Here is a 23,476-nt window from a genome sequence, read left to right on the forward strand (position 1 = left end):
AGTTGTGAAACATGAGGCGTTAGACGTCTGACCCCTGACTTCTGTATTCTGACGTCTGACTTCTACCTGTTTTTCTGAACCATATCCCTGACGGTGCCGAAAAAACTCCGCGCACGCCTTTCCTCCTGCGTTGACTCCATGGAGCGCAGCCTGAGAATGACCTCGTGCTCGTGGAAATGTCATGAACGTCTTCGTTTTCACTCAACCAGGTTCTGGCAAGAAAGGTTTTGCCGCCGCCCGGCGGGCCGTTCAACACCACTCCCTTTTCCTGGCTCACCCCGTAGTAAAGACAGTTGTTGGCCATTTCCGAATAGACGTTCTTGACCTCGGCGACATATTCTTCCCATTTGACCTGACGGTTCATTTTGTCGACCACTTTTCCGAACAGGTCGCCGTAAGAATTCTTCGCCACCAGTTCAAAGGCGTTGCGGACCAGCAGGGCGTCATCCAGGTAGCTCAGGGAAAAACCCGTTGGGATTGCCGATCGAACCTAAATCTACCGCGTCAGATGCTATCCCGCATAGACCACTATAGTGAAACAGCATCTTCCTTGCATATGCGGCAAGCTCGACAATCGCTCAACTTAGATTGTTATAATAGGGGGATTATTTTAAAAATTACAATACCGGACGGCCTTCCCGCAGGCGTCTGCTTATGCTGCCGTTTTCTGTCGAGAAAGGCGGCCGTTCGGTGCCCGGGGCCGAAACGGAATGCGTTCGACGCCAACGGGAAGAGGGTTATCCCCGGCGTTGCATCTGCTGGGCTATATGTGCCTCGCATGCGCCAGCATGTTTTTGTTGATAGACATGTTGAATGTCGGTTGCACCAGGTCGTGATGGTTTTCATGAAAAGGAATGTAGATCAGGAGGAAGCTTTTGGGAACGATTTTAATCCCGGGAATCAGTTCCACCATTCTGGATTTGGGCCTGATAAGGTCGCTGACGGTCAGCTTCAGGCTCTCCACCCCCTCTTTGAGGGGCAGGGTAACCGGGTGGAGCGGAGCAGAGGGTAGGCCGGCGGCAAGCCCCTCATTCGGCTGGGCGAGGGTTACCGCGCGTGACAGGTTCAGCAGAAGCTGCGGTCTCACCTTGAAGGCCATGGCCCAGAAATAAAAGCGGGTTTTTTCCATAGCGGGCCGGACGATTTTAGGCAGATTGGCAAGCCGCACGAGGTCCGCATGGGAATTGAGATCGACGCCGGCTATCTCCCCTTTGATGCGCCAGAAGGGAAGGTAGATCACATCGTCGCCCCTGTCCGGAATATGCGCCGTGTTCAGCTTGGAAAACCCATCCTTTCGGGGTCGCCAGACCGACGCGCAATTGTCGCAGTGAAGCACCAGCGAGTCCCGCTGGCCTTCGAGATCCCACCCGCAGTGCGGGCACAGGGTCGGCAGGAACGTGATGCCCTTTTTACGGCGCCATTCAGGAGATTTTGACAAGTCGAAGTTATCCGGCATTGCGGATGCTATCGGCCTGTTGAGGACACCGTCGTAAAGCTTCCGGTCAATGTGAAACGGGGCGTAGATGACGCTCAGGCTTTCGCCGATGTGGGCCTTGTGAACGACCGGTTCGGGCTGCTGGCTGGCGAAACGCCTCTCGATGCGTTTCAGCACGTTCGCAAAGGGAACGGTGGGCTTCAGGAACAGCCCCCGGCTTTCCGGAGTGACGAATTTAAGCTTGAGGGCCTGGCTGCGCAGTCCGACGGATGGCGGGAAGGGGTCGAGATCCACAGCCCGCAGGCTGACATCGACGAAGCGGTGGCGTACCTCCTTTTCCGTACAGGAAAAATGCATGCCCTTGAAACGCCAGTAGGGTACCCATACCAGTGATTTCCCCTGCGGGGCTCTGGAGGGCAGGAGGTAACGGAAATATCCCTGCTCCTGGAGGAAGGATTTGACCCGGCAGAACTCGCAGGTGAACAAACGGTCCGTTTCTTCCAGGATTGCCGGTGCGCCGCACTGGGGGCACTGATGGTCGATGCGTAGTTGGATAACGACATCCTTTAGTTGGCCGTCGGATTGCCGGTGACGGCGCTGATAGCTCATAGCCGACAGCTGATGGTATGCTATGAGCTGTCAGCAACTAGCTGTCAGCTATAACTTACAATTTCTCCCCGCAGCTGCCGCAAAATTTGGAATCCGCCATGTTCTCACCGCCGCACCGGGAACAGAATTTGGGCTCGGGTTTCTCCTCTGCGGGCTTCCCGCAGCGTGAGCAGAACTTGGCATTGGCCGTCAGGTTTTTCCCGCAGTGGCTGCACTGCTTGATGACCAGTTGCTGATGGCCGCAGTATGGACAGAATTTGGCGTTGATCGGGATGTCGCTGCGACACTCCTGGCAGGACGTGGTTGCACCCGGGTCCGGCGCCTTGCCTTTTTCTCCGGTAAAGTATTGGGCAAACATGGCGGGCATCATCAGCCCCATGCCCATGCCCATGGTGCCGCCGGTGTCGCCACCCTCCGCTTCGGAGGCTTTTTCCATGGCCATGGCGGCCTTCATCTGCATGAGTTTGTTCATGTCGTCGAAAACACCCATGCGGCTGCGGTCGTCGATGGCCTTCTGCACCTCGGGCGGCGGTGTGATGGCATTCATGTACAGGTGGGTGAGGCCCAGGCCGAAGTGGCTGAAATCCTTCCCAAGACGCTGGGCCAGCCCTTCGGACAGTTCATCATATCGGGCCGGCAGGTTCAGGATGGAGTCGATGGTTTCTCCCATATAGTCGTTAAAGCGCGCGACGATCACCCGGTTTAGGTACGTTTCGATCGCTTCGGTGGTGAAAATGCCCTGGGTTCCCACCATGCTGTTGATGAATAGGACCGGCTGCACCACTTGCAGGTTGAAAACGCCAAAGGCCCGCAGGCGTATCAACCCCAGTTCCGAGTCCTTGAAGGCAACGGGGTCCCTGGTCCCCCATTTCAGGTCCGTAAAGACCTTCAGGTTTACGAAGTACATTTCCGCTCGCAAGGGGCTTTGCAGGGCCCAGGGAAGGCTGACGATCTTTGTCAGCAGGGGGATATTACCGGTTTTCAAGGTGTGCCGCCCCGGGCCGAAGGCCTCGACAGCTTTACCTTTGTAAAAGAACACCCCGGCCTGGCTTTCCCTCACCGTCAGCTGGGCGCCCCATTTGATTTCACCGGATCCCTTTTCCGGCAGCCGGTGAACAAGCTGCCGGCCTGTTTCGTCGAACCATTCCAGGTTTTCCAAAAAGACCACGTTGTCGGTTCCCATTATATCTCCTCCAACAGTTGTGACGATTGGTGAAACAAATCAGCGGCAACGGCAATCCAGGCCCTTTCGAGGGGGTCCTCCTCATACCTCGAGGCTCTGCCGGAGGTCGCTGATTTGATGATAACGTTCCAGCATCCGGTTTGTGCTTCGGCATTGGCGGCACTTGAACGGTATCAATCGGTTGCGCCCGGTTCGTCGATTTGGCTCGGGTCCATGTTCTTTTGGGCGTAATCCGTAAAGATATCGCTTTCCAGCGCCAGGTTGAAGATGTCGGCGTCGATGAGGTGATCCCGAACCATGGAATCGAGGATTTTTACCGCCTGAGAAAGCTTCATCGGCTGTTTGTAGGGTCGGTCCTTGGCGGTGAGCGCTTCGAAGATATCGGCAATCGCCAGAATGCGCGTCTGGAGGGCCAGCTCGTTATCCTTTAACTTCCGGGGATAGCCAGTTCCGTTCAGCTTTTCGTGATGCCCCGCGGCGAATTCCGGTACTCTGGAAAATTTGCGCGGGAATGTCAGTTCGTTGAGAATCTTCAAGGTCATGCTGGCGTGGTTTTCGATCACCTGCCGTTCCTCACCGGTGAGGGTCCCTTTGCTGATGCACAGGTTGTGGCGCTCGTCCGCCGTGAGGTAGGGTGTCTTCTTCCCGGCGTGGACAAACGTTTTTTTGGCGATGGTCTTTATGAGCTCTATTTTTTCCCGGCCCATGAACTCTTCCGGCGTGTTGGCGCGCCGGACCGCATGGAAGTCTTCCCTCACGGCCCTCAGGCGTTCAGTCGCTTTTTTCTCGGCTTTTTCCAGGGCAGGGGCGGCTTCGCCCGGTGCTTTTTGCATCAGGGCGACCTTTTGCTTCAACAGGTCGTTTTCGATCGTTTGTTCGATGAGGCGAAATCTCGATTCGACGAGGTTTATGCGGTCGAAGATGGTTTCCAGTTTTGTGGCCTTGTCCACCACGTATTCCGGGGTGGTGATTTTGCCGACATCGTGCATCCAGGCGGCCAGCATCAGCTCCTCCATTTCATCCTTGGAGAAGGAGAAATCTTTGAAAGGGCCTTTTTCGGCGTCATTGATTTCTTGTGCGATCATCTTGGCGATGGAGACCACCCGGTTGATATGACCGCCCGTGTAAGATGATTTTTCATCGATGGCCGTGGCAATGCCCTTGATGAAGGAGTAAAACAGGTCGGTCAGGTCCTGGATCAATTGGGTGTTGGTCAGTGCCACCGCCGCCTGCGAGGCCAGCGAAGCCACCAGGTCCACGTATTCGTCGGAAAAGGCGATGACCTCCCCCGTGACCGGGTCTTGGGCATTCAGGAGCTGCAGTACACCGATGATCTCGTTTTCGTGGTTTTGGAGCGCCATGACCAGCATCGATTTCGACCGGTAGCCCGTGGAGGCGTCATAATTCCGTGGGCCGGTGAAATCGAATCCTTCGGCCCGGTATACGTCCGGAATGTTGACGGCGTTGCCGGTCAGGGCCACGTAGGAGGATACATTGGCGTAGTTGGCTTCGCCGTTGTCGGTATACAGGGGGACGTGGGGCAGATCGATGGCCTTTCCGCTGGTGCCTCCCAGCCGCGTATCCATGGTGTCGTTTTGCATTATCTGAAACGTCAGGCAGCGCTGGTCCCGGTCGAGGATGTAGAGTGTCCCCGCATCGGCGTTGGTCAAATCGCGGGTTTCGTCCACGATCATTTCCAGCAGTTTGTTGATGTCCTTTTCTACCGAGAGGGCGATCCCGATACGGGCCGTTCTGCTGATGTGGCGCAGAAGGGCGGTGTCCAGGGGGCGGCCCGCTTCGCCGGGGTCCCTGCGAGACTCCCGGGCGTCCTCATCTCTTTCAATGGGTCGAGAATCGTTCGAAATGGTCATGGCCTTTTCCCTCGATTGCCGCGGTGGTTTTGGACCGAGATAACGGGCGCATACTCCCTCAAGCTTGCCGTGGGAAGTAGTCAATTTTTCCTGAAGGTGGTATGGCCGGGAAAATAGCATAATCGCGCCCGGCTTGTAAACCTCAACGATGAGATAAATGTGCGAGTGGGAATTTATCGGGCAATGCGTTTGCGAAAGTCGTTGATGGTTTCGGCATAGTCGGTGCTTCCGAAAATGGCCGAACCGGCCACAAAGACATCCACGCCGGCATCCGCAATATCTTTTATGGTTTTACGGTTGACTCCCCCGTCAATTTCGATGAGGGTCGGCAGCCCCTTTTGATCTATCAGCCGCCGCAGTTGCGCTGCCTTGGCGAGCGAGGAGGGGATAAAGGTCTGCCCCCCGAAACCGGGGTTCACGCTCATGACCATGACGATGTCGAGGGTTTCGAGCTCCCACTCGAGGGTCGACAAAGCGGTCGAGGGGTTCAGGACAGCACCGGCCTTGGCGCCGGTGCTGTGGATCATTTGGATCACCCGGTTGAGGTGGACACAGGCTTCCACCTGAACGGTGATTGTGTCGGCGCCCGCTTCGGCGAACGCCGTGATGTACCTCTCCGGGTTCTCTATCATCAGATGGACGTCGAGGGGCAGGGACGTTACCCTGCGCACGGCTTCCACTACCAGCGGCCCAATGGTTATATTGGGTACGAAATGACCATCCATGACGTCAATGTGGATCCAGTCGGCGCCGGCCGCCTCGACCGCCCTGATTTCATTGCCCAGTTGAGAAAAATCGGCCGACAGTATCGACGGTGCTATCAATTTCATTAACGCTTCTCCTTTCTTTGACAACCTGTCCTCTGGTCATTCGTCTCGCAGTCTGTTAGTCCGGGCTATACCGCTGCGTGCGAACCAGCTCCCCGTCGACATAGCAGAAAAGCGTGGCGGGCGTACTGGTCGGCACTATCAGCCACACCTCTTTTCCCGGCTCTACCAGTTCATCGAAGATCTCGCCGGTTATGCCGGATAGCTCCAGTTTGACCTGCACGCGCCTCTTGAAAAATCCGGGCGCCAAACGATGGACGAAAACCCCCTGGGAGAATTCGTCCTGCCCCGCGACCCGTTTCTGCCCGGCGGGGTTTCGGTTGACGACCAGGTCCACCGTTTCTTTTTCCGTTATTCTGTAGCCGTATTTCGGCATTTGGTCAATGATGGTGTGCTCCGCTTTGCTCCTGTCATAGGCATATTTGATGTTGCCGACGGCCAGGTTGCTCTGTTCGACCAGGTAGACGGCTTCATCCAGGGAAAGCCCCTCGAGCTTTCTCATTTCAAAGGCGCGCGGGCGGGGCCCCAGGCTGACGAGCAGGTCAACGCAGCTTCCGCGGTTCACCCATTGATCAGGCCCGGGGACCTGGGAGATAACGGCATCCCGGGCGAGGCTCTGGCCGTAGTGGGTATAGGATGTCCGGCCCTGGCAAAGCCCGTTCTCCTGAATCGCCAGGTTGGCATGGCGGATCGAAAGCCCTTTCAGGTTGGGCATTAGAATGTTTTTAGTGCCCTTGGAAAGCAATATCCTGACATCCCGGCCCACTTTTATTTCAGCACCCGGTCCGGGCTCCTGGAAGATTACGTGGTTTTTTGCGATATCGCCACTGTATTCGGACCCCTTGACTTTGATGTTCAGGCCCAGGTCCGTCAGGATTTCAAGTGCGTAGATGACGTCTCTGCCCACCAGGTCGGGAACGATGACACTGTCTTCACTTTTTATCAGGAAGATGAGGGTCAGGTAGGCACTGACGGCGGTCACCCCTAACAAGGCGGTTATCAGAATGATATATTTTGCAGACCGCAGAATCATCTGATTCGTTTCAGACGGGCGGCGAAAAAACCGTCCATGTTGTGGGCATGAGGGAAGGTTCTGAAAAAACCCTGCCGGTCCACGAACGGTTTTACGGCATCCGGGAAGGACTGTCTGTCCGCATCGACCGCGTAGTCCGTATGTTTCTCCAGAAAAGCCGACACAACGGCTTCGTTTTCTTCAGGTTCCATGCTGCACACCGTGTAGAGCAGCGTGCCTCCGGTTTTCAACAGCTGAGCCGCTTGCGTCAGGAAGGATACCTGGCGCTCTTTGAAAGCGGTTAGGTTCCTTTTGGCGGAAACCCATTTTGCATCCGGGTTGCGGCGCAAAACCCCCAGCCCGGAGCAGGGGGCATCCAGCAGGATGCGGTCGAATCCTTGGGCGGGGCCGGCCTCCGCGGGGGGGCGCTCCAGATCCAGCATCCGGGTCGTCACCATGGAGATGCCCAGGTGCATCATTTCGGTGCGCAGCTGGCTGAGTTTACAACGGTCCTTGTCGGCGGCGATGATTTTTCCCCTGTTGTGCATCAGCTGGGCAATGTGACCGGTTTTGCCCCCCAGGCCGGCGCAGGCGTCCATGATGCGCTCCCCGGGCTCGGGGGAGAGAAAGATGGAAACCAGCTGGGCGGCTTCGTCCTGCACCTGGAACCATCCTTTCCGGTAGGCGCTCATTTTCGGGATGGGAAGCCTGGGCCCGGTAATCGATATCCCCACCGGTGACGAGCGTGTCGGCACGGCGCTTTCCGTGTCTTTTTCCAGGGCTTCTTTGAGTTCGTTGCGATCCGTTTTGAGACTGTTGGCGCGCACGGTGATCGGCGGAATGGTGTTGACAAAACTGCAGAGGCGCGTGCACTCCTCCGGCCCGAATCGTTCGAGCCATCTTTCCACCAGCCACTGCGGGAAACTGTGCCTGGCGGCGATGGATGCCGCCGGGTCTTTTTCAAAAGCGGGAAAGGGCACTTGGGTGTGGCCGGCGGCGGCTTTTCTCAGGACGGCATTGGCGAATTTCACCACGTAGGGCTCGGCCACGGACTTGGACAGTTCCACGGCGGTGTTGACGGCGGCCGAAACGGGCACCCTGTCCAGGAACATGATCTGGAAGAGGCCCATGCGCAGGATATTGAGAATCTTGGGGTCGATGCGGTGGATCTTGACGCTGGAAAAATGGGCGATAACCCAGTCGATGCGCCCGCGCCACCTGAGGGTGCCGTATACGATGGTTTGAATGAAGGCGCGGTCTCTTTTCAGGAGAGCGCTTCCCTCGGGCAGGTGCTCGTCCACGACGGCATCCAGCGGTCGTTGGGACCCCTCTACGATGTTCAGTATCTTCAGTGCGCTTTGGCGGGCGATGTCCTTCATGTGAGTTTCGACCCCGGTTTGATGTGGCAACCGCACAGGAAGTCCTTGATCAAGAGGCATTTTCCGGATGCCCCCTGAATCTCTTCCAGTAAAAGCGTACCCCGTCCGGTGGCGATCCTCAGTTCGCCGGGGAAGCCGACCAGCACGGTGCCCGGCTCGGCGTCCGTTTGTGCGTCTAGTTGCCGGGCCAAATGAATCTTGAGGCGCTGGTCATCGCAGAATGTGTGGGCGCCCGGCCAGGGATTGACGCCGCGGATGAGACTTTCTATCTTTTTTGCGGGCAGGTTCCAATCGATACGGCCGTCCTTTTTTTTCAGCATGGGGGCGTAGGTCGCCCTGCGGTCGTCCTGAGGACGGGGGCTGAGGGTGCCGGCCGCCATGCGGTCAAGGGTTTCCAGCACCAGTTCGGCGCCTGTTTCCGCGAGCGTGTCGTGGAGCGTTCCCGATGTGTCGCGGCTGCCGATCGCGACGCTGTGCGACAGGAGAATGTCGCCGGTATCCATCCCTTCATCCATGAACATGGTGGTAACCCCGGATTCCGCTTCACCGTTGATGATGGCCCACTGAATCGGCGCCGGTCCACGGTACTTGGGCAGGAGGGAGGCGTGCAGGTTGATTGCGCCCTCCCGCGCGGTTGCCAGAACGGCTTTGGGAATGATGTGTCCGAAGGCGATGACCACAATGATGTCGGGATTCAGGTCCAGGACGGTCCGGGCGAATGCGTCGGTTTTGACGGATTCCGGTTGGATAACCTCGTACCCGAATTTCCGGGCAGCCGTTTTTACCGGCGGCGCCGTCAGCTTGCGGCCGCGCCCCTTGGGGCGATCCGGCTGCGTTACCACCAGGGTTATTTCGTGCCTGCTACGGTGCAGCGCATCCAGAGACGGCACGGCAAAGCCGGGTGTGCCCATGAAGGCGATTCTGTATGTCCGCGGTGCTACGATGCTACTCCTCCCTTTTCAACTGCTTTTTAACACGGCGTTTGTAGATCTGCCGTTTCAGCGAGCTGATGCGGTCGATGAACAGGCGTCCTTCGAGATGATCGATTTCGTGCTGCAGCACGATGGCAAGAAGGTCGTGGGCTTCGATTCGCACCGGCTTTTCGTTGTCGTCATAACCTTCCACGATTACCGAGGCATGGCGTTTGACATCCGCCCGGTAATCGGGCACGCTCAGGCAGCCTTCGTTTTCGGAGATGATTTCCCCTTCCCTTTCCACGATCCTGGGGTTGATGAGCACGCTCAGTTTGCCCCTTTCATCACCGGGTGAGACGTCGTAGACGATGAAGCTCTTGTCGATGCCCACCTGGATGGCCGCCAGACCGACGCCCGGGGCGGCGTACATGGTTTCGCCCATGTCGCCGATGCTTTCTATCAGCTTACCGTCGATGTTTTCGACGGGTTTTGTAGGTTCCTTGAGAAATTTGTCCGGATAGGTAACGATTTTCAGCTGTGTCATGTCGTTTGTCTCGCAACGTACTCAAATACCAGGTTTCAACAGGGCGAACGCCCTGAACTGCGGACAGTCCAAAGCACAGGCGAATGCCCCGAACTACATGTCAATAAAAGCGGTTGTTCCTCGCTCAACCTAAATCCTCTTTATGCGCGTTCTTCGTGGCCTTGTCAATCGAAGTGCGCCAGATATTGATACCGGTGATCCAGGCCGATATGGCACCGATGACCATCACCGGGATCACCTGAAGGGCATGGTTCGCCAGGGTGAACCCCGCCGCTTCGTTATGAGCCACGCCGAACAGCGTGAGAGCGAATATGCCTCCGGCTTCCCACAGTCCCCAGTACCCCGGGACCGAAGGAAGCGCTATGAAAATACACACAATAACCATGACCGCGGTCATTTCAATCAAATTGACCGTAATGCCCGGGCAACCCAGGGCAAACACCGCGTAGGACAGGGCGGCCAGGATCCAGATCAGCGCTGAAAGCAGCAGGGTCACCGTTATTTTCAGGGGGGACCTGACCATGGAAAAACCCGAGGCAACCCCTTCCAGCAGCGCCACCAGCCGAAGGCTGACTTTGGCTGCGAGCTTGCCCCGGCGCTCCTTCCCCACAAAAAAAAGCAGATAGGCGGGGGCATGGGCGATCCCTTTTCCGATCCACCGGCGACAGGTATCGATGCTGACCAGCGCTATACAGGCAGTCAGGACCAGGCTGAGTTTCGCCAGCCCCGCCGTGATCGCTTCCAGGGTTTCTTTGTTGAGCTGATTGCCGCCGAAGGCCATGCCGAACTCCGGGTCGATTTGTACGGTGCTCATGACCGCGAAAAAAAGGATGACGATGATGACCAGGTCGAAGGCTCTTTCCGCTGCTACCGTGGCCAGTCCCGAACTGTAAGGCACGCCCGTCCGCTTCTGCAGAATGGCCGGCCTGACCAGTTCACCGACTCTGCCGGGCAGAATGGTGTTGATCATGAAGGCGATCATCAGCGGGTGAAAGGCCGGCCAGAAATCGATCTGGCGGATCGATCCGAGGATGATCCGCCAGCGCAGCACCCTGAAGACAAAACTGAGGATGACCAGGGCGACCGAAGGCAAGAGCCAGATATAATCGATGGACGCCAGATAATTCAAGAGCTCTGCCAGGGGAACGTTCCGGAATGCCAGGTAAAGCCCGCCGATCGATATGACGATGCCTAAAAGCAGCGATGTGATCCATTTAATGTTCATGTAATAAAATCGTGGCACAGAATTTTATGCCAGCATATAAACCCTGATCCTCTGAGCTATGATTTTTTACTTAAGTATGCCGCGCGCGATGGCGATATCTTTCGTGATCTGCTCGGAGAGTTCCTCTATGTTGGCAAACTTGATTTCATCCCTGATCCGCTGGATGAAATTTATGCGGATCTCTTGGGCGTAGATGTCGCTGTCGAAATCGAGTATGTGCACTTCCACCGTAAACATGTGGTCGTCGAAGGTCGGGCTGAAACCGATGTTGGCGACACCCTTGTGGGTGGCTCCCATGCACTCGACGGTAACGGCATAGACGCCGAGTTTGGGACTCAGCTCATCGTGAAGGTTGATGTTGGCGGTGGGAAAACCCAGCAATTTGCCCCCGCGGTTGCGTCCTGTCACGACCATGCCTTTTATCTGGTAATGACGCCCGAGGAGTTTCTGGGCCTTGGCCACCTGTCCGTCCATCACCAGTTGCCGGATGCGGGTGCTGCTGATTCGGTTCTCATCCTGATTCGCTACGGGAATCCAGTCCACAGTCACCACCTGAATGTCCAGCGCTTCCGCATAGGATCGCAGGAGGTTCAGGTTCCCCTCACGATTTTTACCAAAGGTGTAATCTTTCCCCACCACGATGATGCGGGCGCCGATGCGTTTGATGAGGATGTCCAGGACAAATTCCTTGGCCGTGACGTCGGCGAAGTCATGGTCGAACGGCACGGCGATCAGCACGTCCATGCCGGATTTTTCGATAAGCTCGACCTTTTGGTCGTATAGGGTGATCAGGGGCGGATTGCCGTTCTGCTTGAGCACGCGGATCGGGTGGGGTTCGAAGGTCATGGCGATGGATGTCCCGCCGATGGCATCGGCCCGCTCGATGACCTCCTGAAAAAGGGCCTGATGCCCGATGTGGACGCCGTCGAAATTTCCGATGGTGATGACGGCGTTTGGGAACGGTTCTTCTATATCGTCAAGATTTTCAATGAGTTGCATAAATTGATCCCGGGTGAATTATAGGCTTGACATCAAAATTAAAAAATTATATTTAGTGCATCTTACGCATTTAATCAATCCTTTTCTGGGATTGGTTGCGTCCGTGCCGAAGTGGCGGAACTGGTAGACGCGCTAGGTTCAGGGTCTAGTGAGGGTTCCCTCGTGCGAGTTCGAGTCTCGCCTTCGGCACCAACAAAACAATAAGTCATTCAGGGGAGTTGGCAAGTCCGGCTCCCCTGAATGCTTTTTGGACCCGCCTAACGCATTCGCCCATTCCTTTTTTTTTACCGCTTTTCGCAGATTCAGTTTGCAGATCCAGCTGTCTGCGGACACCCATAAGAAAGCGGGCTACATATTTCTGGCCCACTTCGTTAGGGCACACAGAGAATGAGATTATATCGCCCGATCTTCCTTGCCTGAGAAAAAAGCGATGGTTTCTGTGATAAATACATATTGAAAATTTTATTTCTAAAATGTATAGTTAAGTTATACATAAGAAATGGGAGGGAGGTCATGAAAGCGTCGATTGTCGATTTGAGATATAAAATGAACGATGTGCTAAAAGCCCTTGAAAGAAATGAAAAAGTCACTGTCCTCTACCGGGGAAAAGTTAAAGGGTTCTTAATTCCTTCAGGAAAGAAATCCAAACTGAAAATGACGGACCATCCTTTTTTTGGCATGTCGTCCCAGGACAACGGAAAATCAGTGCAGGATGTAATGGGTGCATTGAGGGGATCGAGATACAATGATATTTGATACGGATACTTTCATCTGGGCCCAGAGAGGCAATGAAAAAGCGGCAAAAATGATGGAAAAGTCGAATGAGCGATTCCTCTCCGTTCAAACGTATATGGAACTTTTGCAAGGTGCTGGAAATAAAATCCAACACAAGTATGTAAAAGACTTTTTATCGTCTTTCGGCTTCACCGTGCTACCGTTGACGGAGAACATCGGCCATCGTGCCTCTATTTACATTGAAGAATATACCTTGTCTTCCGGGATCAGATCGGGAGATGCAATCAGTGCGGCTACCGCTGTTGAAAACGGCCTGATACTTGCTTCAAGCAATGCCAAGCGTTTCAAAGCTTTAAAAGAACTTCAACTAAAGGTCTTTAAACCCTAAGCCGGATAAACCGGAAATTCTAGTATCCAATGTCCAATAATCAAGTGTCCAACACCCTTACAGGGTGAAACCAGTGCCGGGTCCTACGAACCCGGGTATCTACATGAGGTGCAGCGTAACATGGATGAATCAAAACAGAAAATTGCATTGTTCATAGATGCCGACAATGCGCCGGCGAGCAAGTTTGAAGACGTTCTCAGTGAAGTGGCAAAATATGGTGTTGTGACGATTAGAAAAGCATATGGAAATTGGAAGAACCCCTCTCTGAAGCCCTGGGAAGAGCTTTTGCATGAATATGCCATTCAGCCGGTGCAGCAGTATGACCTATCAAAGGGAAAAAATGCGTCGGATATCGCACTTGTTATCGATGCCATGGATGTGATGTATACAAAGGACATCGATGTGATGTGTTTCGTTTCATCCGATTGTGATTTTACGCCGATGGTTACCCGTGCCCTTGCCGAAGGAAAAGTTGTTTTGGGGTTCGGTGAGCGCAAAACCCCTTCGCCATTCGTGAATGCCTGCTCCAAGTTTTTATTTTTGGATCAGGAATCGAAACAAGACGGTACATCAAAGACAAAATCCAAGAATATCAAATCCGATACAAAACTCATCAATCTGCTCAGGCAGGCAGTTGAAGCTACCGAAGAGGACAATGGCTGGGCTGCTCTCGGCCCCGTGGGATCGCATATATCCAACAAAACCTCTTTTGACAGCAGGAACTATGGCTACAAAAATCTCAGCAGCCTTTTCAAGGCCATCGATTTGTTTGAACTCAAACGCGGGCCGGGGCATACGTATATGGTGAGGGATCTACGCAAGAAAAAGTCAACTTGAATTACATGCTATGCAGACGTCTGCGATTGAGATGCGCCAGGCTAACGAGGTGGCGTCAGGGAGGTAACCAGATGATATGTGATAGATGTAAAGAGAATATCGAAGCGGGGGAAGAAAGGGAATTGCATGGGCAAGCGTTATGCGAGGATTGCTATATCGACGTCCTTTCGCCCGCCAAAGCGTGTGATCCATGGGCAGTGTACAGTGCCAAATCTTTTTCAAAGGAGGGTGGATCCTGTGTTGAGCTTACCGAGACTCAATCAAAGATACTACAGGTATTAAAGGAAACCGGTGGGACGGAACCAGGAATCATATCGGAGAGACTGCAAATAACGCCGTCCGATCTTGAAAGAGAGATCGCAACGCTCCGGCATCTGGAGAAGGTGAGGGGTGAACTGCGGGAGGGGAAGAAATATATCCGGCTATGGGAACGCCGTTCATAAGCCATCGACTCAGCCTGTGAGAATTGAACATGTTGTACCGATCCGGTAAGGTTCCCATAATGATCGCCGGTGGAAGATGAAGGGAGTTAAAACAAATCGGAGCCGACGGCAGCTCAGGCCCCTTCGAGGGGCCTTCCTCAGACCTCCGGATCTGCCGGCGTTCTCTGATTTGCGCTAAAGGTTGAGGGGAATCGAAGAAAAAGAGTGAATAAAGAACCTGAAAATATTTTTGAATCAATACCTGATATTGTTGAAGAAGAAATATTCGAGATTTTGGTTCAAAGTGAAAATGTGAAAATTGAAAGAATAATTTCGAAGGGACATACGTCTCCCGAAAATGGATGGTATGATCAGGTCCAAAACGAGTGGGTCATTGTCTTGAAAGGTGAGGCCGTCATAACACTCGAACGTGGCGAAGAAGTTATATTGAAGCCGGGTGGCTATTTAAACATAAACGCGCATGTGAAACATAGGGTTTCCCGGACAGCGCCGGACATGGAAACCGTATGGCTTGCTGTTCACTATTGAACCTCGAAGACCAAACAACCCATGGGAGGTTTTACAACGGCATTTCGTATATCACCCGCATGGTGGCCGTTTTTGGCCGTGGCTTCTCCGGCTATCGTTCCTTGGTTATTTGTAAGAAACCGCCGCTTCCATGAAGAACGCCTGCGGGCCGCTGAACTTAACCAGGAACGCATAATCCAAGCCGAGGTCCTCAAGGCAGGGGCGACTTACCATTTTTACTAACGATCTAAATTCTCCGACGGAGGCGGGTGTTTTAGATCGTTATTACATCCTGAAAAGTCGGGAACCTTTAGCCGGGCGGGAAAAGCCGTGATTGGAGGGTAGAATGAGGGTTGTTGTTGAACCAAAAAAAATTGACTGGTGGTTTTGGACCGTTACACTCATTTTTATCATCGCCGCGCTGTTGGGATGGCGACCGGGTTACTATCTTGTCATGGCTGTCAGTGCCGTCCAGATACTCTTTTTTTGGAATCGTTTCAAGAGCCTCGTTGACTTTGATACCCAGGTGAGAATCGTATATTTCGCGTTTACGCTTCTAGGCCTTTTGGAAAGCGTTCGACTCCCTGTCTATATCCTGTTGCTGTTAGGCACATTCATGGTCGTTGCTTTCAACCGATGCGGCATTGCACTGGTTCTCAAAAAGATGCCCTGGAATAAACACCGGGTTGTACAAATACAGGGACAATGAAACCGTATCGTTACCAACCGCGTTGCCAATCAGCGGTGTGGATTTAAAATATCATACCGTTCAATCGTCTGGTGTATGCGAGAGCAAGCTATGAGCAAAAACGGCGGGAGTGCAACCAACTCGAAACGGCCGGCAATAGAAGGGCGGGAGAGAGTCCCGGGCACCACCGAGGGCGTTTCCCGCTATCCTGCCAACAAATGGCTGGTGTTTGTTATCGTAGCCGCCGGTGTTTTCATGTCCACCCTGGACTCCAGCATTGTCAATATCGCCCTGCCAAAGATCATGGCGGATTTTAAGGTGTCGCTGATGGTGATCGAATGGGTTCCCATGATCTATCTGCTGACCGTTTCTTCGCTGTTGCTGACATGCGGGCGACTCAGTGACATCTGGGGGCGGCGGTGGGTCTACTGCGGCGGTTTCGTAACTTTTTCGATCGGCTCCCTTTTGTGCGCCGTCGCCGCCGGCGCCCTGCCGCTAATCGCGTCCCGGGCCCTGCAGGGTATCGGGGCCGCCATGCTCATGGCCTGTTCGCCGGCGCTGGTGGTGGATGTATTCCCGGAAGCCGAAAGAGGACGATCACTGGGGATGGTCGGCATGGTGGTGGCGACAGGGCTGACCACCGGGCCCGCCCTGGGCGGCTTGATCCTGGAGCATTTTTCCTGGCGGGTTATCTTTTTCATCAACATTCCCATCGGTATAGGCGTGACCGCGGCGGCACTGCCGATTCTGAAGGGGATGTCGCAGCGACTGCCCGATGAATCCCTGGATTGGGTTGGCGCCCTGCTGCTGGCAGTTTGTTTCGGCACGTTCATCGCGGGGTTGAGTCACATTCACGACTGGGGCCCCACCTCGATCCCCTTCGGCGTGACCGCTTCCCTTTTCGTTGTCAGCACGGCGCTGCTTATACGCGTCGAAAGCCGCAGTACCCACCCGATCATCACCGCTTCGCTGCTGAGGATCAGGCTTTTCATGTGGTCGGTGTCGGCGGCAGCCATCTTGTTCATGGGCCTTTTTTTCATCACTTTTCTCATGCCGTTTTACATGGTCAACCCCCTGGGCTTTTCAATGAGCCGGGTCGGCGCGACGATGACGATTCCCTTTGTGTTTCAGTTTTTCATCGCACCGATATCGGGCACGCTGTCCGATCGAATGGGGTCCCGGGTGTTGTGCACCATCGGCATGGCTTTGCTGGCAGGCGCCTTGCTGCTTCTATCCCGCCTTACCGCCGAGGCTACGGTCGTGGATATTGCCTGGCGCCTTGCCCTGACGGGCATCGGCGTGGCCGTATTCATCTCCCCCAACAGTGCCGCCGCCATGAGCGCCGTTCCCGCCAGACATCGCGGCATCGCATCGGGAAGTGTGGCCACGGCACGCAATCTGGGCATGGTGATCGGTGTGGCTACCGCGGGCCTGGTCTTCAACGGCACCTTCCGCCAACTGAACCAGGGGCGTGATCTACAGGTGTACACCGCGGCGCTGGAAAACGCCTTCATGGGGGCCTTCCAACGCGCCATGCTCATCGGTGCCGTCATCGCCGCTCTCGGCATTGTCGTGTCTTATCTTCGGGGGGGGGAGAGCGGAAGAGCCGGAAAATAAAAGCTACGTTGAGCGGTTCAAATTTTAAGAATAATCGAAATAAGCATATTTTCAATGGATTCCATGCATCTGCGGCAAATCCGAAAATAGTTCGATTCAGGTAAAAGCGTTGATCATGAGGGTAACATGCTCAAAAAAGGAATACGGACCATCAACAAAAACGGGTTGCATTACCTTGTCGATGATGCCGGCAGGCTTTTGACGTTCAAACCTTGGCTGGGAGACGCTTTTTCGTTTCTGTACGATTTCATCATGAAACATTCTATTTTCCCGAAAAAATTCGGGGGGGATATAAACCGGCATTATGACATCCTCAGAAAGGTGATGAAGGAGGTCCATGAAAAACGCGTTCTCGAATTGGCTTCGGGCAGCGGCAGTGCCGTCAATTTCCTTCCTAATGACAACCGGTATACAGGAACCGATATCAGCCCGGGGCTTCTGAGAAAAGCCCTGCGTAATTTCAAGCGTGCCGGCTTCGAAAATTCAGATTTTTATGTGACGGGCGCGGATGAACTCCCCTTCGGGGACAGGCTTTTCGATGTCGTCATTTGCATCCTCTCTCTGAATTTTTTCGATGACGTAAGAAAGGTTTTCAAAGAGATTCAACGCGTTGCAGCTGAAGAAACCATTTTCATCTGCAGTGTTCCCGTACCGGAGCGCAACAGGCGTAAACGTAAAATTAGAGGTACGTTGTATTCAGAAAGGGAATTAGAAAACATATGCCAAGAGATCGGTTTTCGTTTCGAAAGCGTATTGGTTGAAAATGGAGCGTTACTTTATTTCAAGGCGGCAAAAAAAGGAATTCGAGAACCAGGTGCACCTGATATTCACGGGCTTGCAGCCGGGTAGAAAGTTGTTTTCTAATAGGTAATGCATTAAATGAGGCCAAAATGAAAAAGCATATGATAATATTGTGTATAACAATGATTATTATCTCCGGACAGGCACTGGCGGAATCGGCCGATGAGATCGTGCAGAAAGCGGATCTGAAACTGCGCGGGCACACCAGCTACACCGAAATGACCATGAAGATCGTGCGGCCGGGGTGGACCCGCAGCATGCGCATGAAGGCCTGGACCAAGGACCGGTATTATTCCCTGGTGCTGGTGACGGCCCCGGCGCAGGACAAGGGCACCAGCTCCCTGAAGCGTCACAAGGAGATGTGGAACTGGGTGCCCAGCATCGAGCGTATCATCAAAATCGCCCCCTCCATGCTGGGGCAGTCCTGGATGGGATCCGACTTCACCAACGACGATTTAATCAACCAGTCATCCATCGTGGTGGACTACACCCACAAGGTATTGAAGGGGGAGGTGTTCGACGGCACCCCCTGCTGGGTCATCGAATCGACACCCAAACCCAATGCGCCGGTTGTGTGGAGCAAGCAGGTGATCTGGATCAGCAAGGGCGAGTACAACATGCGCAAGGTCGAGTACTATGACGAATTCGAGGACCTGATCAACACCATGAGCACCTATGACGTCAAGACCCTGGGCGGTCGCAGGATTCCCACCCGTGAGGAGATGCAGCCGGCGGACAAGCCGGACCAGAAAACCGTCCTGCTGTTCCACAAAGCGGAATTCGATTTCGATATTCCCACCAGCTTTTTTTCCCAGGAGAACATGAGGGACCTGCGGGTATGACACCGGAATTCACGGCCCGGATGGCCTGGCGCAACATCTGGCGCCAGAAACGGCGCACATTCATAACGGCCGGCACCATTTCGCTGGCCCTGTTGCTGGCGCTGTTTACGCGCTCCATGCAGGAGGGCTCCTATGCACGGAACCTGGATAATGCCACGCGCTTTTACTCCGGATACCTGCAGCTGCAGGAACCGGGCTTTTCCGAAAACCAGTCCATCGACAGGCTGCTGCCCGGCGGCAAGGCCTTTGTGGAAAAGATTCATACCATAAAAGGGGTCACCACGGCAGTGCCGCGGCTGGAGTCCTTTGCCCTCGGAGCGGCCGGGGAGCGCTCCAAGGGGGTGATGGTGATGGGCGTGGCACCCCTGGCCGAAGACGCGTATTCAGGCCTTTCCAAGCGGGTGAAAAAAGGCCGCTATTTTGCAAGCAAGGATGAAAAGGCGGTTCTGGTAGGGGGCAAGCTGGCAGAGTACTTCAAGCTGTCCATAGGCGATGAATTTGTGCTTTATGGACAGGGATTCCACGGAACCATGGCGGCAGGGCTTTACGAGGTTGCCGGCATCATCCACTTTCCCAATCAGCAGATCGATGCACGCATTGTATACCTGCCCCTGAAAACCGCCCAGGCACTCTACCACACCGGGAACCGGGTTTCGGCCTGGGTACTGCACGGCAAGGATGTCAAGGGGATCCCCAGGTTGGAAAAATCCGCCCGGGAAACCATGGGGCCGGATGTAAAGGTGCGCAACTGGGCCGACATCTCTCCGGAGCTGGCCCAACAGATCACCATGGACAGGGTCAGCGGCATTTTCATGATCCTGGTGTTGTACGGCGTGGTGGGCTTTGGCCTCTTCGCCACCATTGCCATGATGACCCTGGAGCGCCAGCGCGAGTTTGCCGTCATGCTGGCCACCGGCATGGCCCGGGCCAGGCTGCAACTGCTGGTTGTTCTGGAGTCCTTTTTTCTGGCCCTGACCGGCGTCCTCGCGGGGTTTTCACTGGCAATGCCCATATTGCTGTGGTTCTTCTACCATCCCATTCGACTCACCGGTGATTTGGCGGCGAGCATAGAGGAGATGGGCTTCGAAGCCGTCATTCCTTTTTCCTTGGCCCCCGAACTGTTTGTCGGGCAGATGCTTGTGGTGCTGACCCTGTTGCTCCTCTGCTCCCTTTACCCTTTGGTGCGCATTCTCAAGCTGGAGATACCCAAGGCTCTGAAAGGAGGCCTTTAATGCTGTTGAAACTGGCCTGGAAGAATGTGTGGCGCAACCGTCTGCGCAGCGGCATCATGGTGGCGGCCATGGTGTTCGGCCTGCTGGGAGTCATCCTGATCGTGGGCTTCATGAAGGGCTTGACCGACAACATGCTGGAGAACGCCATCAAGTACCAGACCGCCCATCTTCAAGTCCACAACCCGGATTTCCTGGTGAATGAAGAGTTGGGCGCGTGGCTCCCGGATGCCGATGCCATGGCCCGGGAGATCCGGGCCATCCCCGGGGTCGAAGGGGTGACGGTGCGGCAGGTGGTCGACGGGATGCTGGCTTCGGCCGCCAGTACCCGCGGCGTGCGCATCAACGGGATCATCGCCGCCGACGAAGCCGTGGTCACCTCGCTTGCCAAGAGCCTGGTGGAAGGCGGCATGTTGCCCCAAAAGGGCCGCAACCCCATCCTGGTGAGCCGGCGCACTGCCGGAAAACTCAACCTGCGCTTGAAGTCAAAGGTCGTCCTGACCTTCAGTGACAAGGAAGGGGAGGTGACCGGCGCGGCTTTCCGGGTCTGCGGCATTTTCAACACGCCCTCGAGCGGATTCGATGAAAGCAACGTGTTTGTACGGCGAGCCGATCTGATGGGCTATACCGGGCTCGACCAATCCCACGAAATTGCCGTGCGGCTCGATGACGGCGACGCGGTGGACAGATTCAAGAACCTCGTGAAAGGTGTTGTCGGCGGCAGGGGGATCGTTCAGGACTGGGGTGAAGTTCAACCCGTCCTGGCCGCCATGCAGGGCACCATGGACATCTCCAACGACATCGTCATCGGCGTGTTCGTCGTTGCCCTGGGGTTCGGCATCATCAACATCATGCTGATGTCCGTGTTCGAACGCACCCGCGAATTCGGCATGCTCATGGCCGTGGGCATGACCGGCGGAAAGGTGCTGCGGCTGGTGGTCCTGGAATCGATTTTTCTGGGGGGGGTGGGCAGTCTGCTGGGCCTGGTCGCCGGCATGCTGATGACCGCCGTCACCGGTAAGATCGGCCTTCCCTTGGGCAAAATGGCCGAGGGCCTGGGTGCCTTTGGCGTGGACGCCGTACTGTACCCCAACGTCACCACGGCAACCTATCTGGGAACCCTGGGCATGCTGCTCGTGACCAGCGTTTTAGCCGCACTGTACCCGGCGCGGCAGATTCTAAAGAAAAGATTGAGCGAAGCTCTGGCGGAGAAGCACTAGTCGGCATAACGCCGTGTTGGAACAAAGGAATCGATATGAGCATCATCATCCAAGATTTGACTAAGACCTACAACCCGGACACGGATTTTCCCGTCACCGCCGTCAATGACGTCAGTCTGAAGGTCGAACAGGGAGAATTCGTGGCGGTTATGGGGCCGTCCGGCTCCGGCAAGACCACCCTTCTAAACATGCTGGGAGGCATCGACCGCCCCTGCCAAGGCAGGGTAATCATCGACGGGACGGACATAACCGGTCTGCCCGACAAGGCATTGATCGGTTTCCGCAGGGACAATATCGGATTCATTTTTCAGGATTTCAGCCTGCTGCCCGTGCTGACCGCCAAGGAGAACGTGGCGTTCGTCATGCAGCTGCAGGGCCGCAGCAGGGAAGCCTGTGAGGCCCGCGCCCTGGAACTGCTCAACGAAGTCGGGCTGGGCGACCGGATCGGCAATGTCCCGGGAAAATTGTCGGGCGGACAACAGCAGCGGGTGGCGGTGGCCAGGGCCCTGGCCCCCAAACCAAAATTCGTCCTCGCGGACGAACCCACCGCCAACCTGGATGCCCAAACCACTTACGGACTGCTGGACATCATGCAGCGGCTCAACGAGAAAGAGGGCACGACCTTCATTTTTTCCACCCATGACCCGCGTGTGATCGAACGCGCTAAACGGGTCATCGTGTTCGAGGACGGGCAGGTGGCGGAAGACAGATGCCAGGAGGTCGGAAGATCGGAAGATGCAGATGTTGGGAATTGATGGCACTGCGACAGCCGTGCAGGCTATTGACGATATGGTGCTTTGAAAAATAAACCCGCCGCCTTCCAATCCAATGTTGAAACGGAACCTATATATGGCAAACGCTGTGACAACAAAGCGGCTGGGCATCATGGCGTGGATACGGCCTTTGCTCGCGGCGTGCGTGTTGGTGACGATAGCCGCCACCGTGCAAGCCCAGGTGCCGGGAGTGGCGCCGCAGCATCCCTATTCCTTCAGCGGCTACGTGAAATTCCTGTCGCAGGCGGTGGCTCCCGGCTCGGGCTCCACCGCATGGGACCACCTCGTCCACCAGCGTCTCGATGCCGAGTACCGCTGGTCGGATTCCTTTTCGCTGGCCGCGGGCGTGCGCAACCGGTTGCTGTGGGGGGACAGCCTGGACATTCCCGCCTACGAAAAATCCATCGAGGAGGATCCGGGTCATTTCGACCTGTCCTGGAACTGGCTGAACGAAGACAACCTCATCGGCAACACCATCTTCGACCGGCTCTACCTGGACTGGCAGGGGCATGGCTGGCAGGCAAGGGGCGGACGGCAGCGCATCAACTGGGGAATGGCCACCCTTTGGAATCCCAATGACCTGTTCAATGTGTATTCCATGTTCGATTTCGACTACGAAGAGCGGCCCGGCACCGATGCCCTGACAATGTCACGCAGCCTGGGGTTTGCATCCCGGGCCGAAGCGGTCTGGGGGGTTGGAGACGATTGGGACGACACCAGCCTGGCGGCCCAATACCGTTTCAACGTCAGGGGCTATGACCTGCAGGTGCTGGGGGGCAAACAGCGTGTCGACCTGGTGCTGGGATCGGGGTTTTCCGGGAGTCTCTGGGGGGCGGGGCTGTACGGCGAGGTCAGTTATTTTTACCCCTATCGGGATACGTGGAAGGGGGTGGATCAGGAACAGACCACCGTGGCGACTCTGGAAGCCGATTACAGCGTCGCCGGCAGGCGCAACCTGACCTGGCGGATCAGCGTGCTCTACACCGGCAACCCCGAGGACCCTGGCAGCACCCTGGTATACCTGAACCGGCCTTTGACCGCCAAAAACATCAGCTTTAGCCGCTGGACGGGTTATGCCGATCTGTCCTTCGACATCACCTCCCTCAGCCGTCAGACGGTGGGGGGCGCTCTTTACGACGACGGTTCCTTGTTCCTGACCGCATCCAATGCCTATTCACTGGCCGACAACTGGCAGCTCATGCTGGTGTGGCAGCATTTCGACGGCTCAGGGGACAGCCTTTTCGGGGAGAATCCTGCCGACCTGTTTTGCGCCAGGATACGATGGAATTTTTAGTCCCTTTCGTATTTTTGTGATAAATGATTTTCGGGCCTATAACCCAAAATAAGGCACAACGATTGCCGAGGAATAATACCTCCCCGGCCGTCAAAAACCCGGTT

22 protein-coding genes and 1 tRNA gene are annotated in these 23,476 nt (G+C 55.3%); 12 read left to right on the forward strand and 11 right to left on the reverse strand.

All coding sequences use genetic code 11. The features are described from left to right. Positions 1-19 precede the first annotated feature (19 nt). The 11 genes from LJE94_13105 to LJE94_13155 all read right to left on the reverse strand — a co-directional run bounded on the left by LJE94_13105 (position 20) and on the right by LJE94_13155 (position 11,998). Positions 20-412, reverse strand: a complete 393-nt coding sequence (locus LJE94_13105; protein ID MCG6911047.1) for a hypothetical protein — start codon at positions 410-412, stop codon at positions 20-22. A 351-nt stretch (positions 413-763) separates the two neighbouring features. Then, positions 764-2,044: a hypothetical protein gene (locus LJE94_13110; protein MCG6911048.1), complete on the reverse strand. Its 1,281-nt coding sequence runs from the start codon at positions 2,042-2,044 to the stop codon at positions 764-766. Between the two features lie 55 nt (positions 2,045-2,099). After that, the gene (locus tag LJE94_13115; GenBank protein ID MCG6911049.1) at positions 2,100-3,227 is read right to left on the reverse strand and encodes an SPFH domain-containing protein; all 1,128 of its coding nucleotides are present in this window, start codon (positions 3,225-3,227) and stop codon (positions 2,100-2,102) included. A gap of 173 nt (positions 3,228-3,400) precedes the next feature. Then, entirely contained in the window at positions 3,401-5,098 is a 1,698-nt protein-coding gene (locus tag LJE94_13120; GenBank protein ID MCG6911050.1) for a GAF domain-containing protein, read from the reverse strand. A 173-nt stretch (positions 5,099-5,271) separates the two neighbouring features. Then, positions 5,272-5,928 (reverse strand): ribulose-phosphate 3-epimerase, encoded by a 657-nt coding sequence (gene rpe, locus LJE94_13125; GenBank protein MCG6911051.1) that lies wholly within the window; start codon positions 5,926-5,928, stop codon positions 5,272-5,274. A 55-nt stretch (positions 5,929-5,983) separates the two neighbouring features. After that, entirely contained in the window at positions 5,984-6,958 is a 975-nt protein-coding gene (locus LJE94_13130) for a PASTA domain-containing protein (GenBank protein MCG6911052.1), read from the reverse strand. Beyond that, positions 6,955-8,316 (reverse strand): 16S rRNA (cytosine(967)-C(5))-methyltransferase RsmB, encoded by a 1,362-nt coding sequence (gene rsmB / locus LJE94_13135; GenBank protein ID MCG6911053.1) that lies wholly within the window; start codon positions 8,314-8,316, stop codon positions 6,955-6,957. The genes LJE94_13130 and rsmB overlap by 4 nt, the downstream gene beginning before the upstream one ends. Further along, positions 8,313-9,227 carry a methionyl-tRNA formyltransferase gene (gene fmt / locus LJE94_13140; protein MCG6911054.1) on the reverse strand — a complete coding sequence of 305 codons (915 nt, stop codon included), beginning with the start codon at positions 9,225-9,227 and terminating at the stop codon, positions 8,313-8,315. The genes rsmB and fmt overlap by 4 nt, the downstream gene beginning before the upstream one ends. Positions 9,228-9,261: 34 nt before the next feature. Further along, entirely contained in the window at positions 9,262-9,774 is a 513-nt protein-coding gene (gene def, locus LJE94_13145) for a peptide deformylase (GenBank protein ID MCG6911055.1), read from the reverse strand. A 124-nt stretch (positions 9,775-9,898) separates the two neighbouring features. Beyond that, positions 9,899-10,999, reverse strand: coding sequence for a flippase-like domain-containing protein (locus LJE94_13150; GenBank protein MCG6911056.1), 1,101 nt, complete (start codon positions 10,997-10,999; stop codon positions 9,899-9,901). A 66-nt stretch (positions 11,000-11,065) separates the two neighbouring features. Further along, a complete protein-coding gene (locus LJE94_13155; GenBank protein MCG6911057.1) occupies positions 11,066-11,998 on the reverse strand; it encodes a bifunctional riboflavin kinase/FAD synthetase in 933 nt (310 codons plus the stop codon). 105 nt (positions 11,999-12,103) lie between these two features. Between LJE94_13155 and LJE94_13160 the strand changes: the two genes are divergently transcribed. The 12 genes from LJE94_13160 to LJE94_13215 all read left to right on the forward strand — a co-directional run bounded on the left by LJE94_13160 (position 12,104) and on the right by LJE94_13215 (position 23,372). Beyond that, a tRNA-Leu gene (locus LJE94_13160) sits at positions 12,104-12,190 on the forward strand. Positions 12,191-12,511: 321 nt separating this feature from the next. Then, complete coding sequence (locus LJE94_13165) at positions 12,512-12,754, forward strand: type II toxin-antitoxin system Phd/YefM family antitoxin (GenBank protein MCG6911058.1); 243 nt, start codon at positions 12,512-12,514, stop codon at positions 12,752-12,754. After that, positions 12,744-13,121, forward strand: coding sequence for a type II toxin-antitoxin system VapC family toxin (locus tag LJE94_13170; protein ID MCG6911059.1), 378 nt, complete (start codon positions 12,744-12,746; stop codon positions 13,119-13,121). The genes LJE94_13165 and LJE94_13170 overlap by 11 nt, the downstream gene beginning before the upstream one ends. A gap of 120 nt (positions 13,122-13,241) precedes the next feature. After that, positions 13,242-13,958, forward strand: coding sequence for an NYN domain-containing protein (locus LJE94_13175; protein MCG6911060.1), 717 nt, complete (start codon positions 13,242-13,244; stop codon positions 13,956-13,958). A 647-nt stretch (positions 13,959-14,605) separates the two neighbouring features. Further along, a complete protein-coding gene (locus tag LJE94_13180) occupies positions 14,606-14,929 on the forward strand; it encodes a cupin domain-containing protein (GenBank protein ID MCG6911061.1) in 324 nt (107 codons plus the stop codon). A 778-nt stretch (positions 14,930-15,707) separates the two neighbouring features. After that, positions 15,708-17,213: an MFS transporter gene (locus LJE94_13185; protein MCG6911062.1), complete on the forward strand. Its 1,506-nt coding sequence runs from the start codon at positions 15,708-15,710 to the stop codon at positions 17,211-17,213. A gap of 126 nt (positions 17,214-17,339) precedes the next feature. Then, the gene (locus LJE94_13190; GenBank protein MCG6911063.1) at positions 17,340-18,062 is read left to right on the forward strand and encodes a class I SAM-dependent methyltransferase; all 723 of its coding nucleotides are present in this window, start codon (positions 17,340-17,342) and stop codon (positions 18,060-18,062) included. A gap of 74 nt (positions 18,063-18,136) precedes the next feature. Next, positions 18,137-18,856 (forward strand): outer membrane lipoprotein-sorting protein, encoded by a 720-nt coding sequence (locus tag LJE94_13195; protein MCG6911064.1) that lies wholly within the window; start codon positions 18,137-18,139, stop codon positions 18,854-18,856. Further along, the gene (locus LJE94_13200; GenBank protein ID MCG6911065.1) at positions 18,853-20,088 is read left to right on the forward strand and encodes an FtsX-like permease family protein; all 1,236 of its coding nucleotides are present in this window, start codon (positions 18,853-18,855) and stop codon (positions 20,086-20,088) included. The genes LJE94_13195 and LJE94_13200 overlap by 4 nt, the downstream gene beginning before the upstream one ends. Then, positions 20,088-21,305 (forward strand): ABC transporter permease, encoded by a 1,218-nt coding sequence (locus LJE94_13205; protein MCG6911066.1) that lies wholly within the window; start codon positions 20,088-20,090, stop codon positions 21,303-21,305. Before LJE94_13200 ends, LJE94_13205 begins: the two co-directional genes overlap by 1 nt. 35 nt (positions 21,306-21,340) lie before the next feature. Continuing rightward, entirely contained in the window at positions 21,341-22,060 is a 720-nt protein-coding gene (locus LJE94_13210) for an ABC transporter ATP-binding protein (protein ID MCG6911067.1), read from the forward strand. 94 nt (positions 22,061-22,154) lie between these two features. Then, entirely contained in the window at positions 22,155-23,372 is a 1,218-nt protein-coding gene (locus LJE94_13215) for a hypothetical protein (protein ID MCG6911068.1), read from the forward strand. Positions 23,373-23,476 lie beyond the last annotated feature (104 nt).

The organism is Deltaproteobacteria bacterium (genome assembly GCA_022340465.1).
Lineage (GTDB): Bacteria > Desulfobacterota > Desulfobacteria > Desulfobacterales > B30-G6 > JAJDNW01.

Excerpts from the sequence above, each read along its gene's own strand:
- LJE94_13110 (MCG6911048.1), bottom strand. The coding sequence starts at position 2,044 with ATGAGCTATCAGCGCCGTCACCGGCAATCCGACGGCCAACTAAAGGAT.
- LJE94_13115 (MCG6911049.1), bottom strand. The coding sequence starts at position 3,227 with ATGGGAACCGACAACGTGGTCTTTTTGGAAAACCTGGAATGGTTCGAC.
- LJE94_13120 (MCG6911050.1), bottom strand. The coding sequence starts at position 5,098 with ATGACCATTTCGAACGATTCTCGACCCATTGAAAGAGATGAGGACGCC.
- rpe (MCG6911051.1), bottom strand. The coding sequence starts at position 5,928 with ATGAAATTGATAGCACCGTCGATACTGTCGGCCGATTTTTCTCAACTG.
- LJE94_13130 (MCG6911052.1), bottom strand. The coding sequence starts at position 6,958 with ATGATTCTGCGGTCTGCAAAATATATCATTCTGATAACCGCCTTGTTA.
- rsmB (MCG6911053.1), bottom strand. The coding sequence starts at position 8,316 with ATGAAGGACATCGCCCGCCAAAGCGCACTGAAGATACTGAACATCGTA.
- fmt (MCG6911054.1), bottom strand. The coding sequence starts at position 9,227 with ATGGGCACACCCGGCTTTGCCGTGCCGTCTCTGGATGCGCTGCACCGT.
- def (MCG6911055.1), bottom strand. The coding sequence starts at position 9,774 with ATGACACAGCTGAAAATCGTTACCTATCCGGACAAATTTCTCAAGGAA.
- LJE94_13150 (MCG6911056.1), bottom strand. The coding sequence starts at position 10,999 with ATGAACATTAAATGGATCACATCGCTGCTTTTAGGCATCGTCATATCG.
- LJE94_13155 (MCG6911057.1), bottom strand. The coding sequence starts at position 11,998 with ATGCAACTCATTGAAAATCTTGACGATATAGAAGAACCGTTCCCAAAC.
- LJE94_13165 (MCG6911058.1), top strand. The coding sequence starts at position 12,512 with ATGAAAGCGTCGATTGTCGATTTGAGATATAAAATGAACGATGTGCTA.
- LJE94_13170 (MCG6911059.1), top strand. The coding sequence starts at position 12,744 with ATGATATTTGATACGGATACTTTCATCTGGGCCCAGAGAGGCAATGAA.
- LJE94_13175 (MCG6911060.1), top strand. The coding sequence starts at position 13,242 with ATGGATGAATCAAAACAGAAAATTGCATTGTTCATAGATGCCGACAAT.
- LJE94_13185 (MCG6911062.1), top strand. The coding sequence starts at position 15,708 with ATGAGCAAAAACGGCGGGAGTGCAACCAACTCGAAACGGCCGGCAATA.
- LJE94_13190 (MCG6911063.1), top strand. The coding sequence starts at position 17,340 with ATGCTCAAAAAAGGAATACGGACCATCAACAAAAACGGGTTGCATTAC.
- LJE94_13195 (MCG6911064.1), top strand. The coding sequence starts at position 18,137 with ATGATTATTATCTCCGGACAGGCACTGGCGGAATCGGCCGATGAGATC.
- LJE94_13200 (MCG6911065.1), top strand. The coding sequence starts at position 18,853 with ATGACACCGGAATTCACGGCCCGGATGGCCTGGCGCAACATCTGGCGC.
- LJE94_13205 (MCG6911066.1), top strand. The coding sequence starts at position 20,088 with ATGCTGTTGAAACTGGCCTGGAAGAATGTGTGGCGCAACCGTCTGCGC.
- LJE94_13210 (MCG6911067.1), top strand. The coding sequence starts at position 21,341 with ATGAGCATCATCATCCAAGATTTGACTAAGACCTACAACCCGGACACG.
- LJE94_13215 (MCG6911068.1), top strand. The coding sequence starts at position 22,155 with ATGGCAAACGCTGTGACAACAAAGCGGCTGGGCATCATGGCGTGGATA.